Raw genomic sequence first — 25,415 nt, forward strand, 5'->3', positions numbered from 1 at the left:
AGTTTACAAAATGTAACAACTATTATGGTTGAAATTTAGAATTTCAATCCCATGAGTTTTTCCTGGAAAATTCTTTCATCCATAAAAGCTAGATTCTCTGAAATTATTGGTTTGAAATCCATATGAGCTAAAACATCCTTTTCAAGGTCAACTCCTGGAGCAATTTCAGTAAGTACTACGCCTTTACTACTAAGTTCAAAAACAGCTCTTTCAGTAATATATAAGACTGGTTGGGTTACATCTATAGCATAATTACCACTAAAAGTAATTTGCTCAACAGTTTTAATGAATTTATTAGCTTTACCTTCTTGTAGTATATTTAATTTTTCGTTTTTTATTTCAACCTTTAAACCACCTGCAGTAAAAGTTCCGCAAAACACAACCTTTTTAGCGTTTTGAGTTATATTGATAAAGCCGCCACAACCTGCAATTTTAGGTCCGAATTTACTTACGTTAATGTTCCCACTTTCATCGCATTGAGCGAGTCCCAGGAAGGCTATATCAAGGCCACCTCCGTCATAGAAATCAAATTGACTACTCTGATCTAGTATTATTTCAGGGTTTACCGCAGCACCAAAGCTTAAGCCACCAGCAGGAATACCTCCTATTGGGCCTGATTCCAAAGTAAGTTTCATCTCACTTCCAATGTCTTCTTCATTTGCTACCATGGATATTCCTTCAGGAACTCCTATTCCAAGGTTAGTAATAGCATTAGGAATAAGTTCCATAGCTGCTCTTCTAGCTATTACTTTTCTTTCATCTAGTTTTAAACCTTTAAGATTACTTACTGACATTTTTACTTCCCCATTATAAGAAGGATTGTATTGTTCGGCAAAAGTTTGCATATGATTTTCAGGTTTTGAAATTACAATAGCATCTACAAGTATTCCTGGAATCTTAACTTTTCTTGGATCAAGTGAACCATTTTCTACAACTTTTTCAACCTGAAGTATTACAATTCCTCCAGAGTTTTTAGCTGCTTGGGCCATAGACAGAGCATCTAATGTTACGGCTTCTTTTTCCAAAGTAGCATTTCCACTCTCGTCCGCATAAGTAGCTCTAATAAGTGCCACATTTATAGGAAAAGCTTTATAAAATAAGTATTCCTTATTATCAATTTCAATAACCTTTACCATATCATCTTTTGTGATATCGTTTAACTTACCTCCGTCAATTCTAGGATCTACAAAGGTTTTTAAGCCAACGTGAGTAATAGTTCCCGGTTTGCCTGCTGCAATGTCCCTGTAAAGGTGGGAGATTACTCCTTGAGGAAGATTATAAGCCTGTATTTTATTTTCAATAGCTAGTTTGGCAAGTTTAGGAGCAAGTCCCCAGTGACCGCCTATTACTTTTGAAACTAAACCTTCTTCGCCAAAATGATTTAAACCTTTTTCCTTTGAGTCTCCTTGTCCTGCTGCATATACTAAATTTAGACTGTTTGGTATTCCTTTTTTAAGAAAGCACTCATTAATTTTTAAGGTTAATTCTTCAGGGTGACCGCAACCGATAAAGCCTCCCACTGCAACGGTGTCTCCATTTTTAATTAAAGCAATGGCATCGTCACTAGACATAATTTTTGTCATTTTGTTACCTCCTGTTATTATATTAGTGAAGCTTGTTAATAATATAATTAGCAAATATCATGCCAACAAAAAAATATAAAAAACAGATTATTTGTGCAATTTTACTGTTTTTACATGGGGTCTTGTATATTGAATATATGTATGTGTACGATAAAGAGAACATGTTTTATGTAAACCTTATCATTATGTTCGAAAAAACGAACTGTATTCTTGTGTTTTAAGAATACAGTTCGTTAAAAGGAACGATTACAATCATATTTTATGTTTTTGAATTTTTTCATATAAGCTTGTTCTTCCGATTTCTAGATTTTTTGCTGTTTTAGTTTTATTTCCATCAGCAGCATTAAGAGCATCTATAATAGCTTGTTTTTCTGTTGCTACCATGGTCTCCTCAAGGCTTTTAATAATTTTGATTTCCTTTATTCCTGTAATTTCTTCAGGTAAATCTATAGGGGAAATAAAATTACTGTCTTCTATTATATTAATAGCTCTTTCTAATATATTTTCAAGTTCGCGAATATTTCCTTCCCAGGTATAGTTTTTTAGATAATATTCTGATTCTTTAGAAATACCTATTACCTTTTTATTTAAATCCATAGATATTTTTTTAATAAGGTGATTCGCAATAAGCATAATATCATCGGCACGCTCACGAAGAGCAGGAATATGAATAGTTACGACATTCAATCTATAATAAAGATCTTGCCTAAAGGTGCCTTCATGCATAGATTGTTCAAGATTTGTATTTGTTGCAGCTATTATGCGAACATCAATTTTTTTGCTACCTATGGAGCCTATTTTTTCAACTTCTTTTTCCTGGAGCACTCTTAACAGCTTTACCTGCATATGAAGAGGCATATCCCCAATTTCATCTAAAAATATGGTTCCTCCATCAGCTTGCTCAAATTTTCCTACTTTACCTTCTTTTTTAGCACCTGTAAAGGCGCCTCCTTCGTAACCAAAAAGCTCAGATTCTAATAAACCAGTAGGAATAGCCGCACAGTTTACTTTTACAAAAGGCGCATACTGGCGATTACTAGCTAAGTGTATTGAATGGGCAAAGAGCTCTTTGCCAGTGCCACTTTCACCAAGTATAAGCACATTGGAATGCGTTTTAGCAGCTTTACGTGAAATAGAGATAGCGGTGGTAATTGAATCGCTTATACCTATGATGTCATCAAAGCAATAACTTGCGGTGTTCAGCTGATTTAAACGATTTTTATAGGTTTCGAGTTCTTTTTCCATGGTTTTAATTTTATTATAAAGATTGTTCAGCGCTTTAACATTTCTAAATAACACTTTACCAATTGCACCAATTATTTCTCCATTTTTAAATATAGGAATCCTACTTGCAATCATGTAGCTTCCTTTTATCTTTTGCAGTTGAGCAGTTTCTTGTTCTCCTGTTTGTATAACTTTGTGCATTCTTGTATGCTCTATAACATCTGTAATTACTTTTCCTATAGCATCTTCCTGAGTGGTTCCTAAAAAATCACAATATGATTTGCTAATCATAGTTATAATTGCATTTTTATCTACAATGAGAAGACCGTCATTATCATTATCTACAAGCGTTTTTAATACTTCCATAGCATCCTTTTGAAAATCCATTATAAAATCAGCTCCCTCATATGTATTGTGCTTAAAGGTTTACTATAATACTATTATTCTAGTTTATTTAAGGCAATTTGAATAGTGGTAATTATATTATTTTTAGAATTGACTGAAAAATTAGGATATTATGTATAAATTCGGTTTTAATAATCTTTATAATAAAAAAAAGCAATATTGCTGTAAAAATACATCAAAACCACGTTAGCTTTTATACCTATAAATGCTTTAAAACTTGCTCTAATACTAAATTTTAGCATTAGAGCAAGTTCACCTTAATTAAAACTATTTAAAATTGAATTATTTATCTTCATTTAATGCATTGATTTGAGCTACTATTTCTGGAAGAACTTTTGTATAATCTCCAGCTATTGCAATATCTGCAACTTTCATGATAGGTGCTGTTGCATCTTTGTTTATAGCTATTATAAAATCAGATTCTTGCATACCAGCTAAATGCTGAATTGCCCCTGATATACCACAAGCTATATATACAGTTGGTCTAACTGTTTTCCCTGTTTGTCCAACTTGAAGTGATTTATCTACCCAACCATTTTCAACTGCTGCTCTAGATCCTCCAACAACTCCGCCAAGGCTAGATGCTAGAGTTTCGAGTAGTGCGAAGTTTTCTTTAGATCCAACTCCACGACCACCAGATACGATGATGTTAGCTTCTCCGATATCTGCTATATCTTTAGCAAGTTTTACAACTTCTAAAGTTTTAGTTCTGATATCAGCTTCTGTTAGGTTTACAGTAACCTTTTCAATAATGCAGGTTCTATTTTTATCTTTAGCTAATTTTTCAAAAACTCCTGGTCTAATAGTAGCCATTTGTGGCCTATGATCTCCACAAACTATAGTAGCCATTAGGTTTCCTCCAAATGCTGGTCTTGTCATAAGTAGATTTTTAGTTTCTGTATCTATATCTAAAGAAGTACAATCAGCTGTAAGTCCTGTTGCAAGTCTTGCTGATACTCTTGGTCCTAAATCTCTTCCTAAATAACTTGCTCCGATAAAAATTATTTCTGGTTTTCGCTCGCTGGCTAGTTCACAAATAACTTTTGCATAGGCATCAGTTGAAAAGTGGCCGAGTAATGGACTCTCAGCTACTATTACTTTATCAGCGCCATAAGCTACGAGTTCGCGAACCATAGCATCTGTTTTGTCTCCAAGCACTACAGCTGTTAACTCTTCGCCTAATTTATTAGCTATTTCACGTCCCTTACCTAAAATTTCAAGTGATACCTTTTGAAGTTCTCCGTCTCTTTGCTCAGCAAAGACCCAGACTCCTTTATAATCTTCTATATTCATTGCTTGATCCCTCCTTAAATAAAGTGGTTTTCTTTTAATTTTGAAACTACATATTGAGCTGCTTCTTTAGGTGGTAACTTTACAAGTTCTCCATTTCCTTTAGGTTCTTTAGTCATAGACTTTTTAACCTTTGTTGGTGAACCGCTTAGACCTAGAAGAGCTTTGTCTGCATCAATATTGTCTGCATTCCAAACTTTAACTTCTTTATTTTGGTACATATCAAAAATGTTTTTTATGTTCATATATCTTGGCTGATTTAATTCTTTTATAGCTGTTAAAAGAACTGGAGATTTTACTTCTATGTCTTCATATCCATCTTCCCAAGCTTTTCTAACTTTTAATCCACCCTTAATTACTTCAACTTTTTCAACGTAAGTTATTTGTGGAAGACCTAAGTGTTCTGCTATTTCTGGACCAACTTGCGCTGTATCTCCATCTATAGCTTGTCTACCTGCAAAAACAATGTCGTAGTCTAATTTTCTTAAAGTTGCTGCCAGGGCATGAGATGTAGCTAATGTATCTGCTCCTGCAAAGGCTCTGTCAGATACTAATATTGCGGCGTCCGCTCCCATAGCTAGTGCTTCTCTTAGTGCTTTTTCTGCTTGTGGTGGTCCCATACTTATAACTGTTATATGGGCACCATTGCTATCTTTTAATCTTAATGCTTCTTCTAGTGCATTTTTATCATCTGGATTTATAATGGATGGAACTCCTTCTCTTATAAGGGTTCCTGTCTTTGGATCTATTTTAACTTCATTTGTATCTGGAACTTGTTTTAAACATACAACTATATTCATTTCTTAAACCCCTCCTACTTTAATAAGTTTCCAGCGATAACCATTTTTTGAACTTGTGAAGTTCCTTCATAAATCTCAGTTATCTTAGCATCTCTCATCATTCTTTCTACTGGGTATTCTTTTGTATATCCATATCCACCGAAGATTTGAACAGCTTTAGTTGTAACTTCCATAGCTGTTTCTGATGCATATAATTTTGCTCTAGCAGCTTCTACACTATATGGAAGACCATTATCCTTGTTCCATGCTGCCTTATATACTAAAAGTTTTGAAGCTTCAACTTTAACATCTAGTTCTGCCATCATCCATTGAAGTCCTTGGAATGCTGATAATGGTTTCCCAAATTGTTTTCTTTCTTTCATGTATTTAGCTGCTGCTTCTAGTGCACCTTCTGCAATTCCTAGTGCTTGAGCTGCTATACCAATTCTTCCTCCGTCAAGAGTTTTCATTGCTATACCAAATCCTCTTCCTTCTTTTCCCAGCATATTTTCTTTTGGAACTATACAGTTTTCAAATATAAGCTCACCAGTTGAAGATGCTCTTATTCCTAATTTATCTTCTAATTTACCAATTGAGAATCCAGGAAACTCTTTTTCAACTATGAAAGCAGTAATTCCTTTTGTTCCTTTGCTCTTATCAGTCATAGCAAAGACTATAAATAAATCTGCTACTGCAGCATTAGTGATAAATATTTTTGAACCATTTAATATATAATTATCTCCGTCTAAAATTGCTGTAGTTTGTTGCTCAGACGCATCTGTTCCTGCATTAGGTTCAGTTAATCCAAAAGCACCTAATTTTTCACCTTTTGCAAGTGGAATTAAGTATTTGTTCTTTTGCTCTAATGTTCCAAACATATCTATTGGGCCAGCACATAATGAAGTATGGGCTGAAAGTATAACTCCCGTAGTTCCACATGCTTTTGATAGTTCTTCAACAGCAATAGCGTAAGATAAATTGTCTCCGCCAGCTCCACCAAATTCAGTAGAAATTGGAATACCAAGCATACGATATCTAGCCATTTTCTCTACAGTTTCTGTAGGAAATCTTTCCGTTCTATCTATTTCCGCGGCTATTGGTTCAACTTCATTTATTGTAAATTCCCTTACCATTTGTTTTACAAATTCTTGTTGTTTTGTAAGTGTAAAATCCATAAACCTTCCTCCTCACTATTCTCTTGCTTTTATAACGTTTACAAATTGAAATTTTGTATTCATAAATTATATAAGCAAGTATAATGCCATGTTTATTAAATTGTGTTTTCCAATTTAAATGTAGTAAATCCTTCAAATATAGTGGTTTTATTATTTATAAATAATTGAATTTTCATTATTTTAATACTATTTCACCTTTTAGCATATATTTTTAGTTTTTTTGTTCCTTTAATCGTACAATTCAATACAATTCATTGAACCTATGCCTTATTTTGTGAACACTTTGTTATAATTAAGGTAATTAATGTACACTAATCCGGACACTTATCTATAATGTTGAAACATAATTCTATATTAATAATTTGTCATATTAAAACAACAATGTAGAGGATTTTATAGCATGATGTCGAATAATATTTATACGTATGATATTTATTATAAGAGAGGTTTAATATGAAGAAAGTGCGAACTAATTATATACTGGTATTAACAATAGGTTTATGTTTAATTTTATCCTTGGGAATTGTTGTATATGAGGATCTTAATATGGAACACATTTTTAACAGGTCAGCTAGCTATAATTATTCTGTAGTTCATGTATTTACTAGAAACATATCTGCCCTTTTATTTATTATGGGAATAGTAACTGCAATATTAGTATTTTTACTCACTAAGAGAATATATGAAAATAGAAGCATTACCAAATATAATACTATAGATAGAGAATTAGAATTAAGGTCTAAAAACAAGGAACTTGAAACCATAGTTAAAGACTTTAAAGAAAAAGAAGAAAAGCTTGAATATGATAAGCTTAAAACAGATTTTTTTGCTAATATATCTCACGAATTTAAAACACCCTTGAACATCATTATGGGAGCCATGCAACTATTGGAATTGTATGCATCAAATGGAACCATATTAGATCCTAACTTAAAGCTTGATAAATACCTTAAAACTATGAAGCAAAATGCACTGAGGTTACTTAGACTTATCAATAATATTATTGATTTAACAAAGATAGATTCTGATTATTTTTATGTTGAACTACATAACTATGATATTGTTGAGATTATAGAAGGGGTTATTCAGTCCATAAACTTATATGCAAAAGTGAAATCAGTTAATATAATATTCGAAAAGAAAATTAAAAATCAAATTATGGCAATAGACGCAGATAAAATAGAGCGAATACTATTGAATCTTCTATCAAATGCACTGAAATTTACAGATGAAAATGGTAATATTGAAGTAGAGGTCGGAACCCAGGAAAATTCTGTGTATATTTTAGTTAAAGATGATGGAATAGGAATACAGGAAGATAAGCTAGAGGTTATTTTTCATAGGTTTAGGCAGGTGGACAAATCTTTTACTAGAAATAGAGAGGGAAGTGGCATAGGGTTGTCGCTAGTTAAGTCACTTGTAGAAATGCATAAAGGAAATATAATTGTCAAGAGTGAATATGGCAAGGGGTCTGAATTTATAGTTGAATTACCAATTGTTACACTTGGTGAAGAAGTACAGACTCAGTTGTATTGCCAACATGAAGATAGTAGATTAGAAAGAATAAAAGTAGAATTTTCAGATATATAATACAAAGTTGTGCTAGGGGGTAGACATGAATAGTAATTTAGAAGGGGATATAAATAACCTTGAAGCGGAACTGACAATATGTAAGGCTCCGGATAAAGATAATGAAAAATTTAATTTACAAATAAAGCTAGGAGATTTAATTGAAAAAAGTGGGGATATAGATAGGAGCCTTGAATATTTCAAAAGTGCCTACGATACTGCTGTGATTTTAGAAGATAAAAAATATCAAGTAGATGCGTTAGTTAAAATAACAGAAGGTTATTTTTACAAGGGTGAAATAGAAGAAAGTATAAAGTATGCAGAAATAGCTGAAGAGCTTCTTAAAAACTTAGATTATATTAAAGGAAAATTAGACATTAGCCTATATTTGCTTAAAGTATATTATATGAAAAATGAATATTATAAAGCTAGAGAAATTGGAAATGCAGCCTTAAAACTTTGCACTGATGAATATATTATTTATAAGGGAAGAATTCTAAATGCGTTATCAAATTTATATCGTGAAATAACTAGTGTAGATGAGCATTTAGACTTATTACAACAAGCATTATCCTGTTTTGAAAGTGCAAATGAATTAAGAGGCATCTTAGGGGTTCTAAATAACATTGGCGTAGTATATGCAGAAAAGTTACAAAATAATGAAAAGGCACTAGAGTTTTTCTTTAAACTAAAGGAGCGAAGTGAAGATAGTAACTACTCAGAATTCAATGTATTTGCTCATGTTAATATTGGAGAAGCGTATTTTAAATGCTTAAAATACGAAGAAGCACTCTATTGGTGTAAACTGGCTTTAAAAAAAGCTCAGGGAGCACAATTGGAAGCTATGGTATTCTATTCATATGTAATTTTAACTAATATAAATCTAAAATTAAATAATTATAAAGAAGCTCATCTTTATTTTAATTTATCTAAGGAGGAACTTAAAACTTATCCTGATCAAGGAGCAATATTACCTTGGTTTTATAAATGTTCATCTAGTTTATTCTTAGAATTTGGTGACCTTCCTAAAGCTAAGCATAATATAAAACTAGCTTTAGATATCTTAGGTGATGAACAGTCAATAATTAAATTGAACACAGGAATCGTTTATGAATTCATGAAACTTAAAGCAGCTAAGAATAAAACGGAAATCTTAGGTGCTCTAGAGGGAATCAAATATTTACTATCAAAATATAAAAATCCAGAGGATATCTCAAATATAGTGTGTGATGTTGTACTACAACTCATGGACTTAGGAGAGAGTGAACTAGCTTCTAAGTTAGTAGATGAATATAAGGATATAAGAGCAGATAATGGAGACACAGTGTTAAAGCGTAACTACATAGACGCATTAAGGTACAATAATGAAGAAAAAGAGCAGATACTAAATAATGTGCTTGGATTAGCAGTGGAAATAAAAAATAATAAGTTGCATATGAAAATTTCTAGTAGTTTAGGGGAATATTATTTTAAAGTATATAACTATGAAAAAGCTATAACTAGTTACTTGGATGCCTGTAGACAGTTAAAAAAAATAGTTATTTCTGTTCCGCAGCAATTTAGAGTTTCATATATCAATTTTAATAATTTACTTAAGTACTATAATATATTAGTCCGTATAAAAGAGGATTATTCTGAGGTTAAGGGTGATACTTATAAAAAATATGACTATATTAATGATGAGGCTGAATTAATAGAGTTTTTTGAAGAGCTAGATAAAATTTTAAGTGTTCGAATAAAAGCATGTAATTTATAAATGAAAATTATAAGTGGATCAGAGATTATATATCTCTGGTCTTATTTTTTTATGTGAATCATATAATGATAAATACTGCATAATGGAAAGTTTTTTTCAGTATATATTAAGGAAGGAAAGATTTTTCAAACCTCCTGCACTGAAAATCTTGGAATAGATGAATTTTGTGAATGGATTTTACAAGAGGTAAAGAAAAAAGTTATATTTTAATGGAGGGGTGAGTTAATATGGGCAAAAAAGTCATTGCTATAGGAAATAGGTTAATGATGGATGATGCAGTAGCGGTAATGATTTTAGAAAGAATAAAGAATAAATTAGAGGACAAAAATATAGAGACTATTATAGGAGAAACAGATGTGGACTTTTGTTTTTCAAAATTAAACCAGCAAGATATATTTTATATTATAGATTCAACATATTATGGAAATGTTCCAGGCACGGTAACTTTTAAAAATTTGAAAGATATTAAAAACACTAGAGGCTACTGTAGGTCTATTCATTCTTTAGGGTTAATGGAACTAGTAAATATGCACAAGATGGATATTAAAGGTTATTTTATAGGGATAGAGATTGCTAATATAGATATAAATATTGGGTTAAGCAATCTTTTACAAGGACAACTAGATTATATATCTAGAGACATATTGAACTTTATAATATAAGGTGATTTATTATGATACACAAATAGACTAACCTACGACTTGTTATTTATTTGAATGTGCCTTATTATTAAAGCGTATATCTATACAAAAAATATACGGTTTAATAATATTTACTTTTTTGGAGGGCTACATGTCAAAAATAAACAAATACATTATAATATCATTAGCTGTATCGCTATTCGGCGAGCTATATTTTTATCCTGTTGAAAGTGGACTTAAATTTTCCGCAGGCGTAATAATTTTTAATTTATGTGTGCTTATGATGGAAGATATGTCAGAAGTAGTAATAGCAATTTTATGTGGTCTGGGGGTATTTATGACAAGAAACATTTTTGGCATATTACTATTGCACCATGACATTATAGAAACATTGGTTCTTAATTTTCCCTCACTTTTATATTATTTAATCTATGGAGTTCTTCTTAAGATTACCAAACTTAAAAAATATAAAAACAGTATAGTTAATACAATATTTATATTAGCATTAACTGATTCGCTGAGCAATATAATTGAAGCTGTCATGAGAAATAGTATTAATATCCATATTGTAAGAATTATAATTTTTGTAGGGTTTATAAGAGGATCTATAACTTATCTCTCTTACCTCACTTATAATAAACAAAAATTATTTATTTTGAATAGTGAACATCAAAAGAGATATACTGAGTTAAACTTATTGATTTCAAATATACAGGCAGAAATGTTTTATTTAAAGAAGTCTATGAAGGATATTGAAAAGGTGATGTCGAAAAGTTACAGTTTGTATGAAACCTATAAAAACAATGAATATTTAAGAGAAAAGACTTTGGACATTGCTAGAGAGGTTCATGAGATAAAAAAAGATCATTATAGAGTTTTAAAAGGATTTGAGGCCCTTATAAATAATTTTGAAAATGAGGATGCTATGACTCTCTCAAATATTTTTACTATTATTAGAGATAACACTAGCAGATATATAAAAGAAAGTAATAAAGAAATAGGAATATCATTTCATTTTCAAAATGACTTTGCTGTTGTGGCTCATTATAATATATTTGTTATGCTCAATAATTTAATTATAAATAGTATAGATGATTGTGAAAATAGTGCTTTCATTGAAATATCAGAAAAAGAGGATGAAGATAATATATATTTTGAGGTAACTGATACAGGAAAAGGTATCGAGGAAGATATTCTACCCTATATTTTTAATCCAGGGTTTACCACTAAATATGATGATATAACAGGGAAATCCTCTACGGGCATAGGGCTTTCACATGTAAAGAATATTATAGATGATTTAGGCGGCAATATTGAAGTAAAATCAGAAATAAATGTAGGGACTACATTTATTTTAAAAATACCTAAAAATTCACTGAATGGAGGATAATTATGGAAAAAACTTTTTTGATTGTTGACGATGACATTAATATTATAAAAATGCTAGGACTTCTCATAAAAAAAAACAATCTTGGAAAAGTTATATGTGAAATAGATAGTGGCAGGGATGCTGTGCAAGAGATTATCTTCTATAATCCGGATATAGTACTTATTGATCTTTTGTTACCAATAGTGGATGGAATTGAAATAATGAAAGCTAGCAAGAAGCAAGGATATAAGGGGAAGTTTATTATGATATCCCAGGTTGAAGATGAGGCCGTGGTATCAAAAGCATATGAAAATGGAATAATTTTCTTTATAAGCAAACCTATAAACAGTATAGAGGTTATTAATGTTATAAAAGGAATATGTCATAATATTGAGCTAGAAAATTCACTAGCCCTCATAAAGAGCGCAGTATTCAATTTAAATAGTGATAAAAATGTACCAAAAGAATTATTTTTAGATGAGCAAATAGCTAATATTTTCGCTGATATAGGTATTGCTGGAGCTGTAGGAAGTAATGAGTTAATAGTGATTATACATAAAATAATAAATTTTAAAAAAAGAAACCCTACGTCTACCTACAAGTTACAAAAGATATACGATGAAATCCTACAACAAGAAAATGGTGAGGTGGACGTAAACATAAAAGCAAATAAAAAAGCCTTAGAACAAAGAATTAGGAGAACTATACAAAAGGCTTTGGAAACTATATCTGAGCTGGGTTGTGATGATTATAGCAGCAGTGTTTTTATGGAATATAGCACCTTGCTATTTGACTTCAAACAAGTAAGGCAAGAAATGCGACATATAAACAATCCTTTAGAGGAACCTGGAAAAATAAATACTAAAAAGTTTATTGAAAGTATCATTACAAAATTAAGTTGATAATAATTTTAGTATATAATAAGCTTACAATAAATTCTATGAATAGTTTGAAAATTTAATCTTTGAATGAAGTATTTTGTAGTATTCTGTTGTTATTTGTATAGGCCACTTATAATATATTATATAATGTAATGTAAAAAATTATAAGGAGGCAAAACAAATGGCTTTTAAATTAGATATGATTCAAGCAGCCGCACTAGCAGTCGTTGTTTTATTTATAGGACAACAAATAAAAAATAAATTAGTTTTTTTAGATAGGTATTGTATACCTGCACCAGTAATTGGAGGACTAATTTTTGCAATTATAACATTAGTACTAAAAGTAAGTAATATTTTAATTTTTGATATGGATATAACACTACAAAAATTATTTATGACGGCGTTCTTTACAACTATTGGTTTTACTGCAAGTCTTAAACTACTAAAAAAAGGTGGAAAAGGAGTTTTTATTTTTTTAGGAATATCTATAGTACTGTGTGTTCTTCAAGACATTACAGGGGTAACACTTGCTAAGATGTTTGGTCTAAATCCACTTATTGGTCTTAGCACAGCGTCTGTTCCAATGGTTGGTGGACATGGAACATCAGGTGCATTTGGTCCAATCTTTGAAAAAGCAGGAGCAGTAGGTGCAACTACAGTAGCAATGGCATCAGCAACTTTTGGTTTAATTATGGGTAGTATCATTGGCGGACCTTTAGCAAAACGTTTAATTGATAAGAATAATCTTTCATATCCTATGAAAACGATTAAAGGCGAGGCTATTAAAGAGGCTGCAGCAACGATAGAAGAAAACACTGGAAAACAGTTAAATTCTGAAAACTTTATGGGTGCTGCATCTATGATTTTACTCGCTATGGGAATAGGTACAATTATATCCATGCTTTTAGAAAAAACAGGCATGACTTTTCCACCATACATAGGTGCTATGTTTGCAGCTGCAATACTAAGAAATATATCTGATTCTACAAATTCCTTTAAAGTTCACTTAGATGAAATCGATATAATAGGAGGCATTTCCTTATCACTATTCTTATCTATGGCATTAATGGGATTAAAGCTATGGCAATTAGCAGATTTAGCTTTACCATTAATAGTAATGTTATTAGCTCAGACCGTATTAATGGGATTGTTTGCATATTTTGTAACCTTCAACTTAATGGGGAGAGATTATGATGCAGCAGTAATGTGTGCTGGTAATTGTGGGTTTGGTATGGGCGCTACTCCAAATGCAATGGCTAACATGGGAGCTATGACAGACAAATATGGTATTGCTCCAAGGGCATTTTTTATAGTACCACTGGTGGGAAGTTTATTTATAGATTTCTGTAATGCTGGAGTAATTACAACGTTTATGAATGTTTTCGGAAAATAAAAAGTTCTTACATTTTTAATATTCTATAATTTAATATATTTTAAAGTATGTATTACTAAAAGAATACTTTTAGTAATACATACTTTTTTAATAAAAATTCATAATGGTAATGTATACTTTTGGTAACGATGGTTACATATTATTAAAGGTAAGTATATTATTATATTACTGTGGAAGTATATATAAATAGTTATTTCAATATAATTTAACTTAAAGGAGTGATCTTAATGAAAGCGTATGTAGATAAAGATGGATGTATCAGTTGTGGATTATGTACAGAGGTATGTCCAGAAATTTTCAAGATGGAGGATGATGGGAAAGCTGGGGCATCTAAAGATGAAATTGCAGATGATTTAATTGTTAGTGCAAAAGACGCAGAAGAAGAGTGCCCAGTTAGTGTAATTACAGTAGAATAAATTTAAAATCATACATTTAGTTAATAGTAACAAGAATAAGTAATGATAAGAAAGTCAAAAATAGCGAGATAATATCTCGCTATTTTCATTTGTCTAAGCCACAAACCAAGTCTTTATAATGGATTTTGAACTTAATACTTGATTAAAAAAACTATGAACTTTATAATTGTGTTATAAGCTTAGGAAAATGAAAATAATTAGACGATTATACTGACTTGTTATTTATTTAAATGTACATTTAAGGAAGGTGACAAATGTATAAAATTAATGATTATTATAATGAAGTTATATGCAATATTAATGAGGGTGTTATTGTTATAGATAAAATAGGTAGCATAAAAATTATTAATAATGCTGCAGAAAAAATGTTAAGAGTTAATGCAGAAAATAGCGTAGGAAAATACATTTTAAATGTATTCCCTTTTAGTGAATTATTAAGTGTAATTGAAAATGGAGAAGTAAGTGTAAATAAAGAGCAGGGGGAATTTATTGTAACTCATAGGGCAATAACTCAAAATGGTGAAGTCATAGGCGCACTTGAAATATTTAGTAAAAATCCTGACAATAATCTATTTGGGAACGTGCAAGATGAAGGCAACGCTTCCGAAAATATTTTAAATACAATTATTAATACTGTAAATGAATGTGTAGTTGTAGTAGACAAAAATGGAATAATAACTATGATGAGTAATGCATATAAAGAACTTATTAATTGTGAAAATCCGGAGGGAAAGCATGTAACCCAAGTTATTGAAAACACAAAATTACATATAGTAGCAAAAACTGGTGAAAAGCAATTTGGAGAACTTCAAGAGGCCAATGGGCATAAAATGATTTCTATGAGAGTTCCTATAAAGGAAGATGGTAAAGTTATAGGAGCCATTGGAAAAGTAATGTTTAAGGATTTGAGCAATTTCAAAATATTGAGTAATAAATTGTGGAATTTGGAAAAAGAAGTTGAATACTATAAAAAAGAGTTGTGTGGGGATGGAAAAGCAATATATACTTTTAATAATATTATAGGACATAGTGCTAGAAGTCTTGAGGTAATGAAAATGGCTAGAAGAGTAGCTAAAATAGATTCAAACGTTTTAATTACTGGTGAGAGTGGAACTGGTAAAGAACTTTTTGCTCATGCTATTCACAATGCCAGTGGAAGATGTTTAAAACCTTTTGTAAAGATCAACTGTGGAGCTATCCCGGCAGAGCTTTTTGAGTCAGAAATGTTTGGATATGAAGAAGGCGCATTTACTGGTGCTAAAAGATCAGGTAAGAAAGGTAAGTTTGAACATGCAACTGGGGGAACAATTTTATTAGATGAGATTGGTGATATGCCTCTGAATATGCAAGTTAAGCTCCTAAGGGTTATTCAAGAAAAAGAGTTAGTGAGGGTTGGTGGAAACGATGTAATTAAAGTTGATGTACGAGTTATTGCCTCCACTAATAAGTCGCTAGAAGGGTTAATAAGTGATGGAAAATTTAGAGAAGATTTGTATTATAGATTGGATGTTATGCATTTGAGATTACCAGCTTTAAGAGAAAGAATAGAAGATATTGAGGAATTATCAAACGAACTTCGAATAAAAATAAGTAAAAAATATGGTGTTTACTCTGAAGGTATTTCTAGCGAAGCCATTGATTATTTAAAGTCATATAGTTGGCCGGGGAATATAAGGCAATTGGAAAATGTAATAGAAAGAGCTATAAACTTGCTTGATGCAGATCTTTTTATAATGCCAAAGCATTTGCCAGAAAAGCTAACTAAAAATAAGATAAAAAAATATTTATTAGAAAATAATTATTTGAAAGATGTTGTTGAAACTATTGAAAAGGATCTTATTATGGAGTGTATAAGAAAAACAGGTGGAAATAAAAAAGAAACAGCAAAACAATTGGGGCTTAGCAGAGCTGGATTATATAAAAAATTAAACCGGTATAATTTAATGGAGACATGCAATCTACAATAGTACACATGTAAACTTTGTTTACATTAGCTAATTTTATATAAATAACAGTTATAGTATTTTAGGGGAGAATTATAAAAAAAACTAAATGCATACCCATATGAAAGCATTGAAAATACTTTTAGTGATTTTTTTAACAATAAGGTTATAATATTAACAAACTTAGCGCATGAGAATTATGGCGGTTATTTATGTTAACTAAGTTTACACTCGAAGTTGTAATTTGTGCTATAATGGAAATAAGATGTTGATATAGTGTGCTTTACAAGGATTTATTAACTTGGCATGAAAAGTGCTAGTAGTATATACATAGGAATAAAATTAAAGCAAATGATGAATTCCTATTATATTGTAATAATCTATTAGAGAAATAAATAATTGGAGGTTAAAACATGAGAGACGTAGTAATTGTAGCAGCAACAAGAACAGCAATAGGAAGTTTTGGAGGAGCATTATCAAAATTGTCAGCTGTAGAAATAGGAACTATTGCAGCTAAAGAGGCTATAAAAAGATCAGGTGTTAAACCAGAATTAATACAGGAAGCTATTATCGGCAACGTAATACAAGCAGGGCTTGGACAGAATGTTGCAAGACAAATATCTATAAATGCAGGTATGTCTGAAGAATCTTCAGCACTTACAATAAATAAAGTATGTGGTTCAGGTCTAAGAGCTGTAAGCATGGCAGCACAATTTATAATGTGTGGAGATGCAGATATAGTACTAGCCGGTGGAACTGAAAGCATGAGTAATGCTCCATACGCACTTCCAAACAATAGATGGGGTGCAAAAATGGGAGATGGAAAAGTAGTTGATACTATGATTAACGATTCTCTTTGGGATGCGTTTAATAATTATCATATGGGAGTTACTGCAGAAAATATCGCAGAAAAATGGAATATAACAAGAGAAGATCAAGATCAATTCTCTTTAAAAAGTCAATTAAAAACAGAAAAAGCTATAAAAGAAGGCAAATTTAAAGATGAGATAGTTCCAGTTACAATTCCTCAAAGAAAAGGTGATCCAATAGTATTTGATACAGATGAATATCCAAAGGCTGGAACAACTATAGAAAAATTAAGGAAATTAAAACCTGCCTTTAAAAAAGATGGTACTGTAACAGCAGGTAATGCGTCAGGAATAAATGATGGTGCAGCTATGTTTATAGTAATGTCAAAGGCTAAAGCTGATGAACTAGGAGTTAAACCTCTAGTTACAATAAAAGCTTATGCATCAGGTGGAGTAGATCCAAAAATAATGGGATATGGTCCAGTTCCTGCAACTAGAAAAGCATTACAAAAAGCAGGAATTACTGTAGCTGATTTAGATTTAATAGAAGCTAACGAAGCATTTGCTGCTCAATCCTTAGCTGTTGCTAAAGATTTAGGCTTTAATACGGAAATAGTAAATGTTAATGGTGGAGCTATAGCATTAGGACACCCAGTAGGAGGTTCAGGAGCAAGAATACTTGTTACATTAATACATGAAATGATAAAAAGAGATTCTAAAACTGGACTTGCTACCCTATGTATAGGCGGAGGCCAAGGTACTGCCATTATTGTACAAAGATAAATTAAGTAGGGATCAGCAAAAAAAATGCTGGTCTTTTTTATTTGTAAAAAAACTTGTATTTATTTGCTAACTTTTCTTAAATCGAAAAAGTGCTTAAATTTTCATGTTATACCATAAATTAAGCTGATTTTTTATCATAAATTAGGAATAGAAAAAATTTAAGATGGATTTAATAATAATGTATCATAATACTAAAGAATAAGTGCTACTATTATGGTATAATCATAATCATAGGAGTGATATAGATGGTTAAAATAAAAAATGCTGTACCAAACATTTTCACCTTAAGCAACATGTCTTGTGGGATTATGTCTATACTTATGAGCTTTGAAAGCAATTATAAATTAGCAGCACTATTTATTCTTTTAGCAGGAATATTTGATAGATATGATGGAAGGATAGCTAGGTATTTAAAAGTAGATAATGATTTAGGAAAAGAGCTAGATTCATTATGTGATTTAATATCTTTTGGTGTAGCACCTTCAATATTGATATTTAATATTTATAATTTTGTTAAGTTAGGATCTATTGGATATTTAATGGTTTTAGTTTTTCCAATAGCAGGAGCATATAGATTAGCAAAATATAATATTACAGATTTTGATGGAGTTTTTTCAGGGATTCCAATCACCATTACAGGCACATTCTTGGCGCTATATGCACTATTCGTGTTTAATAAACCTTTAAATTTAGGACCTACTATTTTTTTATTGATTGTATTATCTTATTTGATGTTATGTAAATTTAAATTTAAAAAAATGTAGCAGTATGATTATAATAAGATATAAATGTAATTTAAATTTAAATGAGATTACTATGAAATTTTAATAAAATATGTTTTAAACCGCAATTATTATAGTTGCCTCACCTTATGGTGAGGCTTTTTTTAGTTTTTGAATCTATAATAATATTCTGGGGTATCCTCAGTAATAACTTTAAATATATAACCTGAATCTTTATAATATTCTATGATGTCGGGTAGGGCTTTTACAGTATTTTTATTATTAAAATTGCAATGCATTAGAACTATTGCTACATTTTTATTGCCTTTATTGATTTTTGAGTTGCGAGTGAGCTGAGAGGGCATTAAATTAGGATTTATGCCATCGTATATATTAACATTCCAATCATAGACTTTAAAATTATTTTTATGAAGAGAATCTAAGAAAAAAGTATTTAGACGTTTAGAGCTACCACCTGGAAACCTAATAATCTTAGGGGCAAAACCAACGACTTGTTCAATTTTTTTAGAGGTTCTTGTCATTTCATCAATAAAATCTTCTGTACTTCTATAAATTTTTTTGAAATTATGACTATAGGTGTGAAGACCTATACTATGACCTTCATCATATATTCTCTTAAGAATTGACTCCTTTCCTTCAATTTCTTTACCTACCACAAAAAAAGTAGCTTTTACATTTTGTTTTTTTAATATATCTAATAATGCAGCTGTAACAACATGAGTGGGACCATCATCAAAGGTTAAATAAACATATTTTAAAGGTTTTATGTCACCAGAGTCTTTAAATAAAAGATTTAAAGATGCGGATGCAGGGATGTTTTTCACAATAGTGTTTTTGTAGGCACTGTTAGTTAATAATAATATAATAATTGGGATAGTAAAAAAAAGAAGAATACGTCTTTTTTTTAGAGTCATATTATCACCTACCTTTAATTTTTTTCATAGTTAGTTTACCCAAATAAATCACTATTAAAGCAGTATATTTTTATTTATAATTTATTGATAAATCATTGACAATCAACACTAAAATTTTGTATAATCAATTTGTTCGGTATAGCTAGAATCTTCTGACTATATGGAAAAATAAGCTAATTGTTCAGCACTCTAGGTGATGATTAATTATTAAAAATTCGAACCTAATTGTTAAGAGTTTTCTAAACAAAAGGAGGGAAAAGTATTAAACACTAATGGTGTACTTTGACCTTTTACATTTTGTAGAAGGTTTTATTATTTGGGAAAAATTTTGGATCCCGTCGAGCAAAAAAACATGATAAAAGAATAGAGGAGTAATATGGAAAAAAGAATTGGCGTTGTAGGAATTATAATAGAAGAATTTACTAATGCGACATTTGTTAACGACATACTTCACGATTTTGGACATTTAATTGTAGGAAGAATTGGAGTACCTTATAAAGATAGAGGAATATTTGTTATTTCTATAATTGTTGACGGAACAATGGATGAAATAAGCGCGATGACAGGTAAGATTGGGAAAATTCCTGGGGTAAATGTTAAATCTGCAATAACTAAACAATAGAGAAAAATTAGCGAGAATAACAAAAAAATATAGCAATGAAACAAAAAAATATATTGGAGGAATTTAAAAATGAGTGAATATAAAGCTGAAGATTTTATAATTGATTCTGAAATAGTGCGGTCCATAGAATACGGAAAGAAAATGGCTGAGGATAAAGCTTTTGTAGTGGAACTTTTAAATAAAGCTAAAACCTGTGTTGGGCTTACTCATAGAGAAGCTTCTGTGCTTTTAAACATAGAAGATCCTGATTTATTGCAAGAAATGTTTAAAAGTGCTAAAGAAATTAAAGAAAAAATATATGGCAGGCGAATAGTAATTTTTGCACCACTATATGTAAGTAATTATTGCATAAATAACTGTCAGTATTGTGGGTACAAGCATTCAAACGATAGTATTTCAAGAAAAAAACTTAATATAGAAGAGCTAAAAGAAGAAGTGAAAATTTTAGAAAGTTTAGGCCATAAAAGGTTAGCTCTTGAAGTTGGAGAAGATCCAGTTAATACACCAATTGAATATGTACTTGATTGCATTAAAAATATTTACTCAATAAAATTTGAGAATGGTAGTATCAGAAGAATAAATGTAAATATTGCTGCTACAACTGTTGAAGAATACAAAATGCTTAAAGATGCAGAGATAGGAACTTATATATTGTTCCAAGAAACTTACCATAAAGAAACCTATGAAAGAATTCACCCACAAGGACCAAAACATAATTATAATTATCATACAACAGCAATGGACAGAGCAAAAGAGGCAGGTATAGATGACGTAGGTATTGGAGTTCTATATGGCTTATATGAATATAAATACGATACAATAGCAATGCTAATGCATGCAGAACACTTAGAAGCATCTACAGGTGTAGGACCTCATACTGTATCAGTACCAAGATTAAGACCTGCAGAAAATGTAAGTCTTAAAGATTATCCATATTTAGTAACAGATGAACACTTTAAAAAATTGGTGGCAGTGTTAAGACTTGCCGTTCCTTATGCAGGAATGCTTTTATCCACAAGAGAGGATATAAAATTCAGAGAAGAAGTTTTAGCCTTAGGTGTATCTCAAGTTAGTGCAGGTTCTTGTACTGGGGTTGGTGGATATGCTGATGAATATAGTGGTCATATAAGTGATGAAAAACCACAATTTGAGATTGGAGATCATAGATCCCCAAAAGAAATTATAGAAAGCCTATGTGAAAGTGGATATATTCCAAGTTATTGTACTGCTTGCTATAGAGAAGGAAGAACTGGAGATAGATTCATGAGACTTGCAAAGAGTGGACAGATACACAACGTATGTCAGCCTAATGCACTTTTAACTTTAAAGGAATTTATTTTGGATTATGGTGATGAGAATATTAAAAAAATAGTGGAAGAAACTATAAGAAAAGGACTAGAAGAGATACCAAATGAAAAATCAAGAGAGGCAACGAAGGAGAAATTAGACAGAATAGAAAAGGGCGAGAGAGATTTAAGATTCTAGTAGATATAGGGTTAAAAAAGTATGAAGTTTATCCTACGTGATTTGCATAAGAACTCAAACTGGAAATTTGATTAAGAAATTCTAATTTTTTGCGAATGTAAAACTTTCTAGCGCTCACACTCGGCGTCCTGCCTCGGGTTCGCTAGCCTGACTTCCTGTCAGGCTTACGAAAGTTTTACATTCGCAAAAGAAGAATTTCTAAATCAAATTTCAATGTTTATGCGTTACTTACTGCAAATCACTACGGATAAACTTCATACTTGATATAATGTAATATCTATCGTAATTTAATCATCTTAGGAAGTAATAAGAATAGAAACATAGAATCATATAAAAATATATAGATAATTGTAGAGTTTAAAAGTAAAAGTTGTGGATAATTTTTTTAGATTGAGATTAAAATGTGGATAAATTATGCTCTCATCTTCTGTGGATAAAATTTTGTTTATTACAATTATTTTCTGGTAGTGGAGGGAAAGATAATAGCCTACCGGCTAAAAGCGTAGGATAGTCGAGGGTTTTGTAAATTTAATTTTATGTTTATAATTTTAGAAAATACATATAGAACAAGGGAGGTATAGAGGATGCAGCAAACACCGAATTCTAATAGGCTTCATATAGCTATTTTTGGAAAAAGGAATGTGGGTAAGTCCAGTTTGATCAATGCACTTACTGCGCAAGATATTGCTTTAGTATCGGAGGTAGCTGGGACTACAACGGATCCTGTATATAAGGCTATGGAGCTACTTCCAATAGGGCCTGTTGTTATTATAGATACTGCGGGACTTGATGATAAGGGAGAAATTGGAGAGCTTAGAATAAAGAAGACTAAAGAAGTTATGGATAAAACGGATTTAGCACTGCTTGTTATAGATGGAAATGTGGAAGATTTAACCTTTGAGAGTGAGTGGTATGAAGATTTAAAGAAAAGAAAAATCCCTGTAGTTGGAGTTATCAATAAGGTTGATAAAGGCGATGTGGAATTAGATAGGATTCAAAAGGTTATAAATATAGATTTTGTTAAGGTTAGCGCTAAGGATAAAGTGAATATTGATGAACTTAAAAAGGCTGTTATGAAGATGGCCCCAGAGGATTTTGAAAAAAGTACAATTGTTGGTGATATAGTAAAACCAAAGGCAATAGTACTCGTTGTAGCTCCACAAGATATTCAGGCACCGAAAGGGAGATTAATACTTCCACAGGTTCAAATAATAAGGGATCTTCTTGATAATGATGCAATGGCTCTAGTGGTAAAGGATAGTGAACTTGAGGACATTTTAGCTACTCTAAAGAATAAGCCTGATTTAGTAATTACGGATTCTCAGGTGTTTAAGAAAGTTAATTCTATTATACCAAAGGATGTACCGCTTACCTCTTTTTCTATACTTATGGCTAGGTATAAAGGAGATTTAAACAGTTTAGTTAAGGGTGCGAGGGCTATCGATACTCTAAAACCAGGGGATAAGGTTCTTATAGCAGAAGCTTGTACTCATCATCCTCTAGAAGGAGATATAGGGCGAGAAAAACTTCCTATGTGGCTTCAGGAAAAAGTAGGTGGTAAGTTAGATATCACAGTCTGTGCGGGAAGTTCCTTCCCAGAGGATTTAAGCGAATATAAGCTGATACTTCATTGTGGAGCTTGTATGTTCAATAGGCAACAGTTAATGTCTAGAATTAAAAGGGCTAATATTGAACAAATGCCTATTACCAATTTTGGTATAGCTATAGCCCATATAAATGGTATATTAGATAGAGTGCTTAGCGCTTTTGAAGAAGATGCTATAAAATAAATTAATATCCACAACTAAGACTGATTAAAGGTTTTGCTGTGGATATTTTTTATTATTTTTATAAATTTATATAAAAAACATTCCCCCTATTGATACAATTGAAAAAATAATTATATAAATAAAATCTTCTTTCATATTTAAATCTACCTTTATAATTATGAACACCTCATCTATACATTCTTTAGAAAAATGGATAAATTATGCTAAATGTATGGTTATGGGAAACAGTATAAGAAAAAGTGCTGAAATCATAGAAGTTTGTGTTAAAACCTCATTTTATATGAGACATAAAATACTTGATTGTATAGGAACATTTATGGATACAGGAGATGTTGATGGCATTGTAGAAATGGATGAAACCTTTCTTGCCGAGTCGTTCAAAGGAAATCATATTAAAAGTGGCTTTATAATGCCGAGACGTGCTCGAAAAAGAGGTAAAGAAATTAGAACACGTGGTATAAGTAATGAGCAGATATGTGTAGCCACAGCAATAGATAGAAATAACAATATTATCCTTGAAATGATATGTAAGGGCAGAGTGGGTTATAGAGACCTCGAAAGGCTTTACGGTGGTCATATAGACAATGAGGCTATTATTTGTACAGATAGTCACAAAAGTTATATTCGATTTGGTAGAGACCTTAATTTAGACCATAAACGTATTATGAGAGACCATCATAAGAATGGCATTTATCATATTAATCATGTTAATAATTTACATAGCCAGTTCAAAAAATGGATGGTAAGATTTAATGGAGTATCGACTAAATTTTTGGCTAATTATCTACATTGGTTCAAGTGGCTACAATGTTTCAAAGATGATAAAGACATAATTAAAAGCAAAAATATTATAGTTCATAGTACCACAAACTTTGTAGATACCAGAATTGCTACTTACAAAGGTAGAGAACCAATTTTTAGATGATTTAATCCGTTATACTTGAAATTTATGTTATTTTTAGTGTATAAATAAACTATAATTTAGTAAACACTTGTAGAAAATGGCGATGTAAATTATTTTGGGGGAGGTATAGGATTTTGAGTAATAAAAAGAATTGCTTATTAATTTCACTATTAATTTTAGTTTTTGTGTTTACATCTTGTTCCAGTGGTCCAAAGTTTATTACAAATCAAGGCGAATTATCCCAACCAAAGTCTGATACTATGGCAGTTGAATATACTATTAAATCAAGTAAAGGTTTTTTTGTTTCCCTTGGTTTTAAATTAACAGAGGGTAAAGTTGATTGGGAAATTATTAATCCGAAAAATGAAACTGTTTTTAAAGGTTATATGCTTTATGAGAATGGAAAGGTATATAGAAATGGAAATTTAAATGAAAAAGAAGAAGTACAAAGTGAAGTAGATGATAAAGGGAATAAAACGGATATTCGCAAGGTTGGTTATCTTCAATTTGACCCAGGTAACATACCTGGTAAATACACCCTTAAATTAAGACCTGTAAATGCAGAAGGAAGTTATGAAGTGATATGGAGTGACAAATTACTACGAAAATGATACATGGATAATGGTTGTCATAACTTCATAATATTCTTATATAGTTCATCAATCATAAATTTACGATACTTTAATAATTAGGGAAAAGTTTATGGGCTTGTTTTTACGACAAGCCCATTTTATATTCTTTTATCCTCAATATTGTCTAACATAGCCTAATATTAAGATAAAAGTAACCGTTGCAATGGTTCTTGGTAGTGTGGAAGAATCTTTTACAATTGAAAATATAATTTACTTCAGTTATAATATTAAAAGGTATATCTGGAGAGCATAGCAAACTTGCTTCGAACAATAGCATTATATAACGAAACAATTTTAAGGAGGTAATTT

Annotated in this window: 20 protein-coding genes and 1 pseudogene; 15 read left to right on the plus strand and 6 right to left on the minus strand. The window is 31.0% G+C overall.

Annotation, left to right across the window (positions count from 1 at the left end; translation table 11 throughout):
* Positions 1 to 35 precede the first annotated feature (35 nt).
* The 5 genes from G9F72_RS02960 to G9F72_RS02980 all read right to left on the minus strand — a co-directional run bounded on the left by G9F72_RS02960 (position 36) and on the right by G9F72_RS02980 (position 6,456).
* Entirely contained in the window at positions 36 to 1,583 is a 1,548-nt protein-coding gene (locus G9F72_RS02960; protein ID WP_164959781.1) for an acyl CoA:acetate/3-ketoacid CoA transferase, read from the minus strand.
* 252 nt (positions 1,584 to 1,835) lie between these two features.
* Entirely contained in the window at positions 1,836 to 3,194 is a 1,359-nt protein-coding gene (locus G9F72_RS02965; RefSeq protein WP_164959782.1) for a sigma-54 interaction domain-containing protein, read from the minus strand.
* Positions 3,195 to 3,494: 300 nt separating this feature from the next.
* On the minus strand, positions 3,495 to 4,505 hold the full coding sequence (locus tag G9F72_RS02970) for an electron transfer flavoprotein subunit alpha/FixB family protein (RefSeq protein ID WP_224675937.1): 1,011 nt from the start codon (positions 4,503 to 4,505) through the stop codon (positions 3,495 to 3,497).
* Between the two features lie 14 nt (positions 4,506 to 4,519).
* Entirely contained in the window at positions 4,520 to 5,302 is a 783-nt protein-coding gene (locus G9F72_RS02975) for an electron transfer flavoprotein subunit beta/FixA family protein (RefSeq protein WP_224675925.1), read from the minus strand.
* Positions 5,303 to 5,316: 14 nt separating this feature from the next.
* The gene (locus G9F72_RS02980) at positions 5,317 to 6,456 is read right to left on the minus strand and encodes an acyl-CoA dehydrogenase (RefSeq protein ID WP_224675938.1); all 1,140 of its coding nucleotides are present in this window, start codon (positions 6,454 to 6,456) and stop codon (positions 5,317 to 5,319) included.
* A 453-nt stretch (positions 6,457 to 6,909) separates the two neighbouring features.
* On the opposite strand from G9F72_RS02980, the gene G9F72_RS02985 reads away from it, so the two are divergent.
* The 10 genes from G9F72_RS02985 to pssA all read left to right on the plus strand — a co-directional run bounded on the left by G9F72_RS02985 (position 6,910) and on the right by pssA (position 18,780).
* Entirely contained in the window at positions 6,910 to 8,046 is a 1,137-nt protein-coding gene (locus G9F72_RS02985) for a sensor histidine kinase (RefSeq protein WP_164959186.1), read from the plus strand.
* A 25-nt stretch (positions 8,047 to 8,071) separates the two neighbouring features.
* Positions 8,072 to 9,781: a tetratricopeptide repeat protein gene (locus G9F72_RS02990; RefSeq protein ID WP_164959185.1), complete on the plus strand. Its 1,710-nt coding sequence runs from the start codon at positions 8,072 to 8,074 to the stop codon at positions 9,779 to 9,781.
* A gap of 227 nt (positions 9,782 to 10,008) precedes the next feature.
* Complete coding sequence (locus G9F72_RS02995; protein WP_164959184.1) at positions 10,009 to 10,443, plus strand: hydrogenase maturation protease; 435 nt, start codon at positions 10,009 to 10,011, stop codon at positions 10,441 to 10,443.
* A 130-nt stretch (positions 10,444 to 10,573) separates the two neighbouring features.
* Entirely contained in the window at positions 10,574 to 11,812 is a 1,239-nt protein-coding gene (locus tag G9F72_RS03000) for an ATP-binding protein (RefSeq protein ID WP_164959183.1), read from the plus strand.
* A gap of 2 nt (positions 11,813 to 11,814) precedes the next feature.
* Positions 11,815 to 12,693 (plus strand): response regulator, encoded by an 879-nt coding sequence (locus G9F72_RS03005; RefSeq protein WP_164959182.1) that lies wholly within the window; start codon positions 11,815 to 11,817, stop codon positions 12,691 to 12,693.
* A 160-nt stretch (positions 12,694 to 12,853) separates the two neighbouring features.
* A complete protein-coding gene (gene gltS, locus G9F72_RS03010; protein WP_164959181.1) occupies positions 12,854 to 14,065 on the plus strand; it encodes a sodium/glutamate symporter in 1,212 nt (403 codons plus the stop codon).
* Positions 14,066 to 14,292: 227 nt separating this feature from the next.
* Positions 14,293 to 14,481 carry a ferredoxin gene (locus tag G9F72_RS03015; protein WP_164959180.1) on the plus strand — a complete coding sequence of 63 codons (189 nt, stop codon included), beginning with the start codon at positions 14,293 to 14,295 and terminating at the stop codon, positions 14,479 to 14,481.
* A 254-nt stretch (positions 14,482 to 14,735) separates the two neighbouring features.
* A complete protein-coding gene (locus tag G9F72_RS03020) occupies positions 14,736 to 16,448 on the plus strand; it encodes a sigma-54 interaction domain-containing protein (protein ID WP_164959179.1) in 1,713 nt (570 codons plus the stop codon).
* A gap of 389 nt (positions 16,449 to 16,837) precedes the next feature.
* On the plus strand, positions 16,838 to 18,016 hold the full coding sequence (locus tag G9F72_RS03025; protein ID WP_164959178.1) for an acetyl-CoA C-acetyltransferase: 1,179 nt from the start codon (positions 16,838 to 16,840) through the stop codon (positions 18,014 to 18,016).
* Between the two features lie 245 nt (positions 18,017 to 18,261).
* Complete coding sequence (gene pssA / locus G9F72_RS03030; protein ID WP_164959177.1) at positions 18,262 to 18,780, plus strand: CDP-diacylglycerol--serine O-phosphatidyltransferase; 519 nt, start codon at positions 18,262 to 18,264, stop codon at positions 18,778 to 18,780.
* A 122-nt stretch (positions 18,781 to 18,902) separates the two neighbouring features.
* On the opposite strand, the gene G9F72_RS03035 is transcribed toward pssA, so the two are convergent.
* The gene (locus G9F72_RS03035) at positions 18,903 to 19,673 is read right to left on the minus strand and encodes a polysaccharide deacetylase family protein (RefSeq protein ID WP_164959176.1); all 771 of its coding nucleotides are present in this window, start codon (positions 19,671 to 19,673) and stop codon (positions 18,903 to 18,905) included.
* 376 nt (positions 19,674 to 20,049) lie between these two features.
* On the opposite strand from G9F72_RS03035, the gene G9F72_RS03040 reads away from it, so the two are divergent.
* From G9F72_RS03040 to G9F72_RS03060, 5 genes and pseudogenes are all read left to right on the plus strand, one after another.
* The gene (locus G9F72_RS03040) at positions 20,050 to 20,295 is read left to right on the plus strand and encodes a TM1266 family iron-only hydrogenase system putative regulator (RefSeq protein WP_164959175.1); all 246 of its coding nucleotides are present in this window, start codon (positions 20,050 to 20,052) and stop codon (positions 20,293 to 20,295) included.
* A 69-nt stretch (positions 20,296 to 20,364) separates the two neighbouring features.
* Positions 20,365 to 21,780: a [FeFe] hydrogenase H-cluster radical SAM maturase HydG gene (gene hydG / locus G9F72_RS03045; protein WP_164959174.1), complete on the plus strand. Its 1,416-nt coding sequence runs from the start codon at positions 20,365 to 20,367 to the stop codon at positions 21,778 to 21,780.
* Positions 21,781 to 22,364: 584 nt separating this feature from the next.
* Positions 22,365 to 23,570 (plus strand): [FeFe] hydrogenase H-cluster maturation GTPase HydF, encoded by a 1,206-nt coding sequence (hydF, locus tag G9F72_RS03050; protein WP_164959173.1) that lies wholly within the window; start codon positions 22,365 to 22,367, stop codon positions 23,568 to 23,570.
* 181 nt (positions 23,571 to 23,751) lie between these two features.
* A pseudogene (locus G9F72_RS03055) lies at positions 23,752 to 24,495 on the plus strand (IS1595 family transposase); the annotation flags it as partial.
* A 113-nt stretch (positions 24,496 to 24,608) separates the two neighbouring features.
* A complete protein-coding gene (locus G9F72_RS03060) occupies positions 24,609 to 25,085 on the plus strand; it encodes a hypothetical protein (RefSeq protein ID WP_164959172.1) in 477 nt (158 codons plus the stop codon).
* The last annotated feature ends 330 nt before the right edge of the window (positions 25,086 to 25,415 follow it).

It is taken from the genome of Clostridium estertheticum (genome assembly GCF_011065935.2).
Classification (GTDB): Bacteria; Bacillota; Clostridia; order Clostridiales; family Clostridiaceae; genus Clostridium_AD; species Clostridium_AD estertheticum_A.